Raw genomic sequence first — 13,037 nt, 5'->3', positions numbered from 1 at the left:
CCTAAACTAACCAGTTCACTGGATTTTGTCAAAGAGACTATTGTTAATTTTTATGTCGCGCATCTTCTGCAATGGGAGAGTCTAAGGCATAATAGATACAATGAAATTTTCCAAGTTCCTATGCAAACTTATTTAGTTGGTGGCGCAGTGCGCGACAAGTTATTAGGCCGCCCCATAAAAGATCAAGATTGGGTGGTAGTTGGTAGCACGCCTCAACAAATGTTAGCTAAAGGTTTTCAAGCCGTAGGCGCTGACTTTCCGGTATTTTTACATCCCGAAACTAAAGAAGAATATGCCCTCGCGCGTATCGAGCGAAAAATAGGAGCCGGATATAGCGGCTTTAGTTGCGACGCCTCTAGCGACGTAACGCTAGAAGAGGACTTATTACGCCGCGACCTTACCATCAATGCCATGGCAATGGATGGTGATGGCAATATCATCGACCCCTACAATGGACAGCAAGACCTCAAAGACAAATTGTTGCGCCACGTATCAGACGCCTTTGTTGAAGATCCCTTACGTGTTTTACGTGTTGCCCGATTCGCAGCCCGATATCATAGTTTAGGATTTAGTATCGCACCAGACACCATGAAACTGATGCAAACCATAGTGGCCAATGATGAACTCACCGCCCTAAGCGCTGAACGGGTGTGGCAAGAAACTGCCAGAAGTCTGTTGGAAACCCACCCCGAAGTGTATTTTGAAAATCTTAGAGTATGTGGCGCCTTAGCTGTATGGTTCCCGGAATTGGATTTGCTTTGGGGCATTCCTAACCCGCCAAAGTGGCACCCTGAAATCGACACCGGTATTCATACCATGATGGTATTACAACAAGGGGTGAAACTGTCTGATAAACTAACTGTACGTTTTGCCGCACTGGTGCATGACTTAGGTAAAGGTGCGACACCTCAGGAAAAATGGCCCTCACATCCAGGTCATGAAAAGTTAGGATTAGAGCGAATAAATGCGTTATGCGACCGACTAAAAGCACCAAATGACTGCCGCGAACTCGGTTTAATGGTCAGTGAATATCATACTCATATACATAAAGCTTTCGAACTCAAAGCCAGCACTATATTGGGCATGTTGAATCGCTGTGACGTATGGCGCAAACCCCAAAGGTTTAGCGACTTTCTATTGACCTGTAAAGCCGACGCCAGAGGTAGAACAACTTTTGAAAACAACGAATACAACAACGCCGATTATATTTGGCGAGCTTACCAAGCAGCAGTTGAAGTTGATATCAAAGCTATAGTCGCCAAAGGTTATCAAGGCAAAGCGATTAAAGAACAAACCGAGCAGCAACGTATTCTCGCTATTAATGAATTTAAGAATTTTTATAAAACGCAACACCCAATATAAAGGACAACCGCCACTATGCTTAGCTCTACCCAACTTGCCACTATGTTATCGCTCCAAGACGGCATGAATAAAAAAGTGAACCCTGATTGGCTCAACGCCGGTTATGCTTATTTACGCGCTGCTATGATTGAATCGGTAGAAGGCATTGAGCACCATGGTTGGAAATGGTGGAAAGCCCAGCACAAAGACTTACCTCAGTTACAAATGGAGCTGGTGGATATTTGGCACTTTGCATTGTCTGACATCATAATTGGTTTTGGTGGCGATATTCAGCAATCTGCCAACACTATAGCCGAACAACTCGCTTCAAACCGCAGTGAAGTGACATTTGACGGCAATGACTACCCGTTCACCGAACAACACATTTTAGATAATTTAGAACTAATGGCTGGTTTATGCGCGGCTAAACGTTTCGATGTGCCTTTGTTTTTGAAGATAGTCGAACAAGCTGAAATGGACTCGGACGAATTATATCGACAGTATGTGGGTAAAAATGTATTAAACTTTTTCCGTCAAGATCACGGTTATAAAGATGGTACTTACCAAAAGATTTGGAATGGCCGAGAAGATAACGAACACCTTGTAGAGGTGTTAAATAGTCTTGATATTAGCTTGAGTGACTATAGCGACAAAGTCTACCAAGGTTTGGTACAACGGTATCCTTCATAATAGCAAGTCGTTAAGTTTTTGATGATGCTATTTATAATCTGATTACAGTGAGTGTTTCACACACTTGAAGCACTCACTATTACTGTTACCGCCACTACCTTCTTCACTTAGAAAACTCAACCTTGTTGCTGTAATCAATTATCCCAATTCTCTTTCTAGGCTCTGGATTATTGGTTACTATTAATAATCAAAATATCCCAGACAAACCCAGTCGTCATATGAGTTTTAAACCTTTAAAAGCACTGCAAAAAATCCACGGCATTTGTATGGCCTTCAAAAATAATGCTAGTGTGCTGCTATTGTCCATTGTTGTTGGATACTGAAATCGAAGTGAAGTTGTCTACTTCTATAACGAACTAAGTAAAAGTGAAAAACCTCTTAAATAACAATTATATATATTTTCAATGTTTTTTTAAAATTAGGAGATGACGGGTATAGCTTAAGTAGACTGAGAATTTTATACATTGCAGTAAGAGGCTTTTATTATGAAAATCGAAGGCGCTATTAAAGACTATACCGGCAAAGACCTTGCTAGAACATTCAAACAGTTACAACCCTCTCCACAACGACAATCGGCGTTAATTAACCAAGACTTTAAAACCCTGATGTCTGAAGGTTATGTCATTATCGAAAACTTAATTTCTGCAAGTCAGTGCGAACAAATTAAGCAGCAATGCGCACCGTTACTCAAACACACGGGTAGAAATACCTTTGAGGGCGAAAAAACCCAGCGACTCTATAACGTATTGGGAAAAACTAGATGTATCGATGATTTGGCTGATCACCCGAGAATACTTGGCTTAATGGATTTACTGTTTAGACCTAACTATTTACTTAGTCAAAGCCAAGTGATCAATATTTTGCCCGGTGAAAGCAAACAAGCATTTCATTACGATGATTCTTTTTATCAAATCCCCAGACCACGTCCACCTTTGGGCGCAGCAAGTATTTGGGCCATAGATGATTTTACAGAACAAAATGGCGCGACTGTTGTTATCCCTAGAAGCCAAGAGTGGGATGGTGACCGTTACCCTGCTGATGAAAAAACCATAAAAGCAGTGATGCCCGCAGGCTCTGCCATATTTTTTCTTGGCACAACTTGGCATGGTGGTGGTGAAAACCAATCAAACCAATCAAGATTGGCCGTCACTCATCAATATTGCGAAGCGTTTTTACGACAACAAGAAAACTACTTGTTAGAATTAGACAAAGATACAGTGCGTTGTTTATCTCCCGAGTTGCGCTCTTTGGTGGGATATTCAATTTACCCGCCTTTTATGGGCATGGTAGATGGCAAACATCCACTGCGCCTTCTTGACTAAGTACCCCATGTCCACTAAAGAATAGCGGGCAAATGTTGTTTACAAATACTGTCATCAAACCGCCATTTAAGTGGCACTAAACTGTCATAATTGGTGATTACTCTTAGCTCAGAAAATTCTGAGCTGTAGGGTGATTTATGTTTACCGTGTCCGAAGTCCTTGAAAAACACTATCCGCAAATTGTTAACAAACCACTATTATCTAAGACTCTTAGTTTTGTGCTCAGACACCTGTTACATGAGCGGGAAATGCAGGAGTTTTCTGAAGCCTACCCACATTACCAAGGTTTGGATTTTGTTGAGCAAGTACTCGAATACTTTAATATCAGTTACTCGGCGCGAGATGTAGAAAAGGAGCGCCTGCCGAACCAAGGTAAATTGGTGATTATTGCCAACCATCCTATTGGCTCTCTTGATGCCCTTGCGTTAATAAAATTAGTCAGCGAAGTCAGACAAGATATTAAAGTGATTGGCAACGATATGTTAATGGCTCTCAAACCCATGCACAGTATTCTATTGCCCGTTAACAACGTGCAAGGGGGCACGGCCAAACAACACGTTCAGAACATCCAATCTCACCTTCAAGCAGAAGGTGTGGTGATAGTATTTCCTGCTGGTGAAGTTTCGCGTCTAAGACCACAAGGTATTAGAGACACACGCTGGCAGAGTGGCTTTTTACGGATAGCTAAACAGGCTAAATCCCCGATTTTGCCGGTCTTTATCGACGCTAAAAATTCCTCACTCTTTTATGGTTTGTCTATGATCTACAAGCCCTTGGCCGGAATGCTTTTGGTTAAAGAAATGTTTAAACATAAGCGCCAACACTTACCCATGCGCATCGGTGAACTGATTCCTTTCGATTCCTATAGTAGTAACAACATTGCCCGTTCACAACATGTGGCATTATTTAAGAAACATTTATACAAAATTGGTCATGGTAAAACCGGGGTATTTAAAACCCAAACCGCTATCGCACCCGCTGAAAACCGCGCGGAATTACAACATGCTCTCAAGAATCATTGTGAGTATTTAGGTGAAACCAGTGATGCTAAGGTGATGTATCTGTATCAACACCGAGACAGTTCTCCCATACTTAGAGAGATTGGACGCCTTAGGGAAGTCGCCTTTAGAGCCGTTGGTGAAGGCACCAATAAACGCCGTGATATCGATCGCTGTGACGCCTATTATTATCACTTAATATTGTGGGATAAAGAGGACTTAGAGATTGCCGGGGCCTATCGATTTGGCGACGCCAAAACAATCATCGAAAATGAATCGGTTAAGGGCCTGTATTCGGCTAGCTTATTTGATTATGGTCCAGAAATGGCGCCTTATTTTGAGCAAGGTTTAGAGTTAGGAAGAAGTTTTGTCCAACCTAAGTACTGGGGAAAACGTAGCCTAGATTATTTATGGTTTGGAATAGGGGCTTTTTTACAACGTCATCCAGGCTATCGTTATTTATTCGGAGCCGTTAGCTTAAGCGACCATTACCCTAAAGCCGCCAAAGATTTATTAGTGCAATTTTACAGCTTATATTTTGGCCACAGTGGCAATATTGCCCGTTCTAAACTCCCGTATTTATTACCCAAAGATCACTCTCATAGTTTTAGTGGTGACAATTACAAAGCAGACTTCAGTCAACTTAAACATCAATTAGCCAATATGGGCATGGCAGTACCAACACTCTATAAACAATACACCGAAACCTATCAGGAAGGTGGCGTACATTTCATCGACTTCAATATCGACCCTGGTTTTAATAACTGCGTAGACGGATTAGTGTTAGCCGATTTAACGACCTTAAAGCCCAAAAAGCGCGCCCGATATATGCCACGGCAACCCTCAACTAGTGATGCTTCTGCTCCTAATTAACATCACTAAGGTTAATAACCATAGTAAGTCTACACTGCCTCCACCACCTTTGGTCTGAAGAGACTCTGGTTGTTCAGGCTTAGAATTAGGGTTTAGAGGGTCGCTACCCGCTTGATATTCGAGCAAGTTGCTGCTGCCATCATTATTGGCATCTAATCTAAACTCGTCTTGCGGTAATCCAGAAAAGACCAAACTAACAGGTTGATTAAGCTCCCGTCCCTTCTGGTATAGAATGAGCGGGTAGTCCTTCTGCTTGGCCGCTAGACTGTGCAAGACAAGCTAATAAACTGAATTCATAAACTCGCCCATATACTCCCTCTAGTCCCTATCTACTAATTCCTAACTACTATTCTCCTATCTCCTGTCACATCAACTAAGCGGTGCCAATAAAGTATCTAAAATATCGTCGGTTAGACTCAAATTACCTTGACTGACTTCCTCTGATAAAAGCGCATTCGCCAGCGCGGCTTTTTTCTCTTGGATCTGTAGAATTTTTTCTTCGATAGAGTTTTCGATAATCAGTTTATATACAAATACCGGCTTATCTTGGCCAATACGGTAAGCTCTATCTGTGGCTTGATTTTCAACAGCAGGATTCCACCAAGGATCAAAATGGATCACGGTATCTGCAGCGGTTAAATTCAATCCCACTCCCCCAGCTTTTAGACTAATCAAAAATACAGGCACTTTACCGGATTGAAATTTATCAACGATTTGCTGGCGATTTTGGCTACTTCCAGTGAGTTTCACGTGGGGTATTTTGCTCGCTACTAGCTCTTTTTCAATTAACGCCAACATGCTAGTGAATTGCGAAAAAATCAGGACTTTTCGGCCTTCGTCCACCATTTCAGGTAGCGTTTCCATCAAAAATTCTAACTTGGCCGATTGCTGAACTGTTTTAGCACTGGGTAGCGACAATAACTGAGGATGGTTACAAACCTGTCGCAATTTTAATAATGCATCAAGAATTTCAATTTGGCTGCGTTGTAAGCCTTTTGCGGCAATGATCTCTTTTAGGCGAGAGTCCATTGTCAAGCGCACAGATTCATACAACTCAGCTTGCTTACCGTCGATTTTTAAAGTTTGAATAATAGTACTTTTCTTAGGTAACTCTTTGGCTATGAGTTCTTTACTGCGCCGTAAAATAAAAGGTTTAATACGCTGGTTGAGTAGTGTTTTACGTTCATGATCATTGTGTTTTTCAATAGGCGTTTTAAATAAGCGCGTAAATTGCTGGTAGCCCGCCAAAAATCCTGGCAATAAGAAATTAAACTGCGCCCAAAACTCACCTAGGTGATTTTCCATAGGTGTACCAGTCAAACATAATTTATGTTCAGCCTTAAGTGTCAACATCTCTTGATAAAGCTTAGTTTTAGGATTCTTAATGTAGTGAGCTTCATCCAAAATTAAATAATAGTAATTGTGCTGTTGATGTATTTCACTGTCTTTTAGGAGTAACGGATAACTAGTGATCACTATGTCGTATTCATTAATCTTGTCAAAATGCTCTTGCCTTTTAACCCCATTAATCACTATATAAGACAAATCAGGAGTAAACTTTTGGATTTCTTTAGCCCAGTTAAAGATCACACTGGTAGGCGCAATAATTAAACAAGGAGCAGTCAATCTCCCTTGCTCTTTTTCAAGTAACAAATGACTCAGAGCTTGGATGGTTTTACCTAACCCCATGTCGTCGGCTAAAATGCCATTGAGCTCATATTCTCTTAAAAACTGTAGCCAATTCAAACCTTGATGCTGATATTCTCGTAGTTCAGCCTGCAGTGATTGGGGAACAGTTGCTGTTTGAATCGCATCAAAATCTCTCAATTTTTCGGCCAAATGACGTAGTCGATTGGCGCCTTGTGTCACTATTCCTTGATTGTCGAGTTCGCTGAGAGTCTGATGACTTTGAAAGCGAGACAAACGCATAGTGTCATCGTCTTGCAAAGCACCTGGAATATATAACTCCACAAATTGTTTTAATAAAGGTCGAATACTCTGATAAGACAAAGCAATGAACTTCCCAGCACTAAGCTCAACAAAAACACTATCTTCGCTGTCTGTGTAACTATCATCATTCAATAAGATTTCTTTTGGGATTTGTTCCAAGGCACTGAGTAATATAGGAAACGCCGCAACACTTTTGCCATCTATATTTAAGTTTAAGCCTAAAGAAAAGAAATCATGACCCTGCTCTTGTTCAACGTTGGCCTCAAATACACTGTCAGTGCTCAACTCTTGATAGTGAAAACTAGCATCATATTCAACTTGCCATCCTTGTTTCTTTAACTGCGGTAATTGATTATGCAAAAACGACAAATTAAGTTGTCTGCCTTGCAACACCATCATATACCCCCCCTCGAAACTTTTGTGGGTGCTCACTGCTTGCAATTGCGCAATAAAACTCCAGGATTTAAGAGATTCTATGATCATCTTTTCAAATGCAAAATCTCGATAGGTGCTTTCTTCCCCCTCTTGTGAAGGCAGTTGATGTTTATTATTTAACGGGCTAACCAGTTGCCCATTATAGGCAAACCATAATGACAATTGAGTGTAGTACGCTTGATTTATATTGGGAGTAGCTAACCTTATATGTGGAACAGGGCGAGTTAAGCTGTACTCTTTTTTAAGTTTAGGTTTAGGCAGTTGTTGAGCCACTTCACCTAGAGTCATATCAAGTTTACTCAACACCCAAGGCATTTTTTCTTCTGAAATAGCCGGGCTATCGAGAAACTGCATATCAAATTCGGAATTTAAATTGGTCTCGACTAATCCCAAACAATTGGCTTTGCTGTCGTAATAACTAATAGGCTGGGATTTTATCAATTTAATATCAGCATTAGTTTTTTCTAAAACAAGATTAAGTTTGTGCACTGACCTATTATTTTGCCACTGCCAATTTGCTTTTAAGGGCGCCCCCAACGAAATGGGATGGTTTAAATCTGCACCTGCTTGCCAAAAACAGCGCCCTGTATTCACCATCAGTTGCAATAAATCATGATCTTTAATGGCACTGGAATAATGTTGATTTCTGATCATCGCACTAATGATTCGCACATCTTGATCATCAACATAAGGCTGCTTAATTAAGTAACTATCCAAGCTTTCGAAATTTAAGGTACGACTCCAGCCACCATTTTTCTTTAGGTTAGAACTGTTAACTTCGAGTTGTAAATAATCATTTGGGGTATAACTATTTTGCTTAATAAAATACAGTAAGGCTTTTTTCTGCTGAAAAACCAGAGGTTCCATGGCTACAAACTCATTTAGCCACTCTTGTATTGTATTGTTAGATGCCGAACCTACATGCAAATGTTCAAGATAATGATGGGCCAAAGCCGCGGCATGTTTGCAATCTTTTTTAAGATAACAACTGCAATAGGCTTTAGCTCGATTTAAACTCTCGTCAAATTCAAAACGGGTTAAATAGGTTTCATTTAACGCCGACTCACTTCTTACTGTCCCTCTCAATATATTGTCATTCAGGGCAGCACTGACAACATAATTCATTTGATAAAGCCTTGCTCCCTTTGACCAAGTTTGAGTGCTTAAAGCTGCTTGCAAGATAGTTTTGTTAAACATATTAAATCGAGTACCTGATGCCAAGTTGTAGTGATTAGGTGAGGAAATTCAAACATTTGGTCAAGACAATTTCATATCATGCTGTAACTATGAAGTTTTTCATATTGGCAGTCTGTAAATCAAAGTCTTTAATTTGAACTATATTTTGACATCATTTGGACACAAGTACGATGGACAATTAACAAGGTTAAAAAACAGGAGTTAGCGAAAACTCGAAATACCCGCTAAATAGGTTAAATGTTTACCCCTGATTCAATACGTATTTAGAATGATATACAGTAGAACTCAAAATGACTGTGCTGGTAGTCAATACTCTATTTCCTTATACAGGCTTTATGTGCATTATATCCGCCTATTAGAATTTGCGAGACACTTGAGACAACTAATGCGACACTTGCCAAAGAACCTAAACCAGTTGCGCTAAAAGCTATACCAGCTGTAAGTGTTAACCCTCCCGCAGCCATGTCCGAAAACGCTGCTATACAAGTTGCTTGCTTATTGTCACTGCCAGCCATACTCAAGGCTATTGATGTTTTTGTTGCCAGTGTTGCACCAACAGTTGCCATAATTCCTAAGGGATTGGTTTTCCCAGCAAGAGAAGCTAATTTTGCTGACTCCAATAGGAGTTGAATTGTTCGAGAAGTGAGAAGAATTTTATTTGAATTAGAAGCCTGTGAAGTTAAATCTACAGTGGCGATACTTTTATCTAGGCTGCCCATAGCAATGTCAATTCCTTTGCCACTCGCCATTGCCAAAGTACCGTTAAACATCTTAACCATATAACTAAAAGCATCAGAATCATTCAAGACCATTTTAGTATTTGGCGTAGCTACTCTTCTCAACTCAGCTCTAAGGGCTTCTTCGGTTGTTTTAGACAAACTTAACTCTCCCTAGTTATTTTAATTAGCAGATCAATGTAACATTGATATCTGACATTACTTTACTTACACATGCAAAAATAAACAACTATGAAAATTCCGTGAATTTGACCAAAATGGCTATATTCTCGATTTTGATTGCCTAAATTTCTGTAAATAATTAATCGAATATAAAGATTCATTTCTTCGCAAAAATTCAATCTAATCCATTTCACTTCCGGTTGAATATTAATCGATTCCATATTCCCCAATAATACTATACTCTTTTTCGCTAGGGTTAATTAACGAAAAGGAATCAAAATGGCTCAACAACTCACAATGGCAGATTTTGCAGCCATGTCGGAACTTTCAAAAGCCCGACGTATGGCTATGCAAAACATGTTTGGCGGCACGAAACTGGTTTTTGGCAACGTAGAAAAAGTCAAAACCGCAAAATCATTGTTGCAGTCAGGGAACAAAATTAAGAAAAGTGCCGACAAGGTCAAAAACGCCACTCATTCAGGCGGTGGTTTTGCGGCGCAACAAATGCAAACGGTGGCAAAAGAGTTCATTAAAACCTGTGCTGACGTAGACAATATAGAAGACATTGTCGAAGCCTTGACCTCTGAAATTCTAAGTGAATTAATCTCAGAAATTATCCCTTTTATCAGCGTCGCCGCAAGTGCCCTAAAAACAGCAAAAGCAGCAAAAGCCGTGGCGACCGATGCCAAAGCCTTATATCAAAGCCGTACTCAAAAACATGGTTTTCGCGCAGGCGACCCTTTGGCTGCGGCAGAAGCCATTATTGTCCTAATCAAACGCGACTTAGCCAAAGATTCTATCAACCTGACCAGACATAGTGCTGCCACAGGAGGAAAAATTGCGGGTCTAGTACTAGATGGAGGTACTGCCACTACAGCGGCGATTGGCATGTGTAATGCGGTAGCGGCTTTAGGCATGGAATTATTTGCACTGGGCTTGGAAATCAAAGAAATGCAAGCCGGCAATAAACGACTTAGCAGCCCTTCTACTTTAGATCTGACCGTATTCAATGAATGCCCGATACTCGGTTGTTACTTTTTAACTTGTGCAGATACTTCAACAGTGGCGAATTTCTTCATAGCAGATATTGGGATCCCCGGATGGAAGGACAAAGTAGAAGAAATTAAGAAAAAGAAAATGGACCCTATGCTCAAACTCGCCGCTAAAGACATTGAAAAGTCGCGACTGCAACTCAGCGGATTACAAAGCAACAAAGGCACCCATACCAAAAAAGGTTTCTTCGCTAAGAAGAAAAGTAGTGCGATGAGATTTATCGGTCTGGGGTAACCTCCATCTCAATATTAAGTTTTCAACTCGGTAATGAATGTAGAATACAGCAAGGAGCTACATTCATCGCCCTGACTTTGAAAAATCAATAAGCAATTCCCTCGCCACTCCTTTATAATCCCCACAATTCCCAAGCCAACGATTAAACAAGGCTTAAACATACATGTTTGAACAATTAGAACTAGACGATGACCTAATCCACGCTGTGACGGATTTAGGGTATAAAACACCCACCAGCATTCAGGCTCAGGTCATTCCAGAGGCCATGAATGGCAAAGACATTTTAGCCTCAGCCCCTACTGGTACCGGCAAAACAGCGGCTTTTTTATTACCGGCTTGCCAGTTTTTGTTGGATTACCCCAGGCGCCAACCCGGTTCGACACGGATTTTAATTCTGACTCCCACCCGCGAATTGGCATTGCAAATATTTGAGCAAGCTAAAGCAATATGCAAATACCTACCACATATTACCTGTGGGGTGATTACTGGTGGTATTAACTACGGTACAGATCGAGATTTATTAGAGAAAAATCTAGATATTTTAGTCGCAACTCCGGGCCGCCTGTTTGAACATATCGAAAAAGAAAGTTTTGATTGCCGCGATATCGAATGCCTAATTCTAGACGAAGCAGATCGTATGCTGGATATGGGGTTTTCGCCCGTTGTTAATCAAATAGCCGCAGAAGCACGCTGGCGTAAACAAACTATGTTGTTTTCGGCCACCTTAGAAGGTACTGGTATTACCCGTTTTTCTGATGAGTTATTGAATGATCCCGTTAAATTAGAAGCAGATTCGAGCCGTAAAGAAAAAGGCGTGATCCATCAATGGCTCCATCTAGCTGATGACGCTAAACATAAACTGGATTTATTAACGCACCTTTTACAAAACCAAGTCGATACTGCAATAGTCTTTGTCAAAACTCGAGAGCGTTTAGCGTCGTTGGTTGGTCAATTACAATCTATCGATATTGACTGTTGTTGGCTGCAGGGCGAAATGCCCCAAGATAAACGCAATGAAGCTATGGAGCGGTTTCGCAGCGGAGAAGTAAAAATACTCATTGCCACTGACGTCGCGGCAAGAGGTATAGACGTAGAAAACATTAGCCACGTGATCAACTATGATATGCCACGTACTGCTGATGTCTACGTACATCGAATTGGTCGCACTGGACGTGCTGGTAACAAAGGCACTGCAATATCTTTGGTTGAGGCCCATGACATTGGTGTGGTACCCAAAATTGAGCGTTATACCAAACAAGCCCTTAAACGTCGGGTCATTGCCGAGCTTCGTCCACAAAATAAAGAAGCGAAACCACCGACTAAGAAAAAAATCAGTAATAAAACTAAGAAGGCAGTTCTTAAGGCAAAACGAACCGCAAAAGCCAAAAGTCGTAAAAAGAAAGGACGAGGACCCAAAGCCTAAATGCTCGATTATAACAATATTAAAAAGGTAGTACTGGCAACGGGCAATCAAGGTAAAGTTAAAGAGTTGGCTCGCATGTTGACTGATTTAGCGATTGAAGTCGTGCCGCAAAGCGAATTTGCGGTAAGTGATGTGGCCGAAACAGGCACGACTTTTATTGAGAACGCTATTATCAAGGCTCGTCATGCGGCTGAACAAACAGGTCTACCGGCAATTGCTGATGATTCTGGTTTAGCTGTGGACGTATTGGGTGGTGCACCTGGGGTGTATTCCGCTAGGTATTCTGGCGAGCATGCTTCAGACCAAAACAACATCATCAAGTTACTTGAGGTCATGTCGACGGTTCCAAAAGAGAAACGTCAAGCCAAGTTTTTATGTGTGTTGGTGTTTATGCGCCATGCAGATGATCCCACTCCTATTATTTGTCAAGGCGAATGGCAGGGCGAAATCACCTTTGAGCAACACGGTGAAAACGGCTTTGGTTACGATCCAGTATTCTGGGTCGCTCATCAAAACTGTAGTTCGGCGCAATTGTCTGCGGAACAAAAAAATGCCCTAAGTCATCGTGGTAAGGCGTTACAACTGCTTTTGGCTCAACTAAAAAGCAAGATTGGTTAACGGC

At 41.1% G+C, this 13,037-nt stretch carries 10 protein-coding genes; 7 read left to right on the top strand and 3 right to left on the bottom strand.

The annotated features are described in order from the left end of the window. The first annotated feature begins 120 nt into the window (after positions 1 to 120). The 4 genes from KO534_RS12465 (at position 121) to KO534_RS12450 (ending at position 5,224) form a co-directional block, all read left to right on the top strand. Complete coding sequence (locus KO534_RS12465; RefSeq protein ID WP_215929973.1) at positions 121 to 1,362, top strand: multifunctional CCA addition/repair protein; 1,242 nt, start codon at positions 121 to 123, stop codon at positions 1,360 to 1,362. Positions 1,363 to 1,377: 15 nt separating this feature from the next. After that, positions 1,378 to 2,031 (top strand): dUTP diphosphatase, encoded by a 654-nt coding sequence (locus KO534_RS12460; RefSeq protein ID WP_215929972.1) that lies wholly within the window; start codon positions 1,378 to 1,380, stop codon positions 2,029 to 2,031. Between the two features lie 485 nt (positions 2,032 to 2,516). Continuing rightward, complete coding sequence (locus KO534_RS12455; protein WP_215929971.1) at positions 2,517 to 3,353, top strand: phytanoyl-CoA dioxygenase family protein; 837 nt, start codon at positions 2,517 to 2,519, stop codon at positions 3,351 to 3,353. A 137-nt stretch (positions 3,354 to 3,490) separates the two neighbouring features. Further along, positions 3,491 to 5,224, top strand: a complete 1,734-nt coding sequence (locus tag KO534_RS12450) for a GNAT family N-acyltransferase (protein ID WP_215929970.1) — start codon at positions 3,491 to 3,493, stop codon at positions 5,222 to 5,224. Here the strand turns inward: KO534_RS12450 and KO534_RS12445 are convergent. The 3 genes from KO534_RS12445 to KO534_RS12435 form a co-directional block, all read right to left on the bottom strand. Beyond that, complete coding sequence (locus KO534_RS12445) at positions 5,195 to 5,497, bottom strand: hypothetical protein (protein WP_215929969.1); 303 nt, start codon at positions 5,495 to 5,497, stop codon at positions 5,195 to 5,197. The genes KO534_RS12450 and KO534_RS12445 overlap by 30 nt on opposite strands. Before the next feature lie 96 nt (positions 5,498 to 5,593). Further along, positions 5,594 to 8,806: a DEAD/DEAH box helicase gene (locus KO534_RS12440; protein WP_215929968.1), complete on the bottom strand. Its 3,213-nt coding sequence runs from the start codon at positions 8,804 to 8,806 to the stop codon at positions 5,594 to 5,596. 314 nt (positions 8,807 to 9,120) lie between these two features. Continuing rightward, positions 9,121 to 9,684: a hypothetical protein gene (locus KO534_RS12435; protein WP_215929967.1), complete on the bottom strand. Its 564-nt coding sequence runs from the start codon at positions 9,682 to 9,684 to the stop codon at positions 9,121 to 9,123. 300 nt (positions 9,685 to 9,984) lie between these two features. Here KO534_RS12435 and KO534_RS12430 point away from each other — a divergent pair, with 300 nt between their 5' ends. From KO534_RS12430 to KO534_RS12420, 3 genes are all read left to right on the top strand, one after another. Next, positions 9,985 to 10,992, top strand: a complete 1,008-nt coding sequence (locus tag KO534_RS12430; protein ID WP_215929966.1) for a hypothetical protein — start codon at positions 9,985 to 9,987, stop codon at positions 10,990 to 10,992. 163 nt (positions 10,993 to 11,155) lie between these two features. Then, entirely contained in the window at positions 11,156 to 12,415 is a 1,260-nt protein-coding gene (gene srmB / locus KO534_RS12425; protein WP_215929965.1) for an ATP-dependent RNA helicase SrmB, read from the top strand. Beyond that, the gene (locus KO534_RS12420; RefSeq protein ID WP_215929964.1) at positions 12,416 to 13,033 is read left to right on the top strand and encodes an XTP/dITP diphosphatase; all 618 of its coding nucleotides are present in this window, start codon (positions 12,416 to 12,418) and stop codon (positions 13,031 to 13,033) included. Positions 13,034 to 13,037: the final 4 nt, after the last annotated feature.

Source organism: Paraglaciecola arctica (assembly GCF_018861065.1).
Lineage (GTDB): Bacteria > Pseudomonadota > Gammaproteobacteria > Enterobacterales > Alteromonadaceae > Paraglaciecola > Paraglaciecola arctica_B.
The sequence above is the reverse complement of the archived record's forward strand: the minus strand, read 5'-3'. Positions and strand labels throughout refer to the sequence as shown.

What these genes read in the sequence shown, in the direction of transcription:
- KO534_RS12460 (WP_215929972.1), top strand. Translation starts at nt 1,378, where the DNA reads ATGCTTAGCTCTACCCAACTTGCCACTATGTTATCGCTCCAAGACGGC.
- KO534_RS12440 (WP_215929968.1), bottom strand. Translation starts at nt 8,806, where the DNA reads ATGTTTAACAAAACTATCTTGCAAGCAGCTTTAAGCACTCAAACTTGG.
- KO534_RS12465 (WP_215929973.1), top strand. Translation starts at nt 121, where the DNA reads ATGCAAACTTATTTAGTTGGTGGCGCAGTGCGCGACAAGTTATTAGGC.
- KO534_RS12420 (WP_215929964.1), top strand. Translation starts at nt 12,416, where the DNA reads ATGCTCGATTATAACAATATTAAAAAGGTAGTACTGGCAACGGGCAAT.
- KO534_RS12455 (WP_215929971.1), top strand. Translation starts at nt 2,517, where the DNA reads ATGAAAATCGAAGGCGCTATTAAAGACTATACCGGCAAAGACCTTGCT.
- KO534_RS12430 (WP_215929966.1), top strand. Translation starts at nt 9,985, where the DNA reads ATGGCTCAACAACTCACAATGGCAGATTTTGCAGCCATGTCGGAACTT.
- KO534_RS12450 (WP_215929970.1), top strand. Translation starts at nt 3,491, where the DNA reads ATGTTTACCGTGTCCGAAGTCCTTGAAAAACACTATCCGCAAATTGTT.
- srmB (WP_215929965.1), top strand. Translation starts at nt 11,156, where the DNA reads ATGTTTGAACAATTAGAACTAGACGATGACCTAATCCACGCTGTGACG.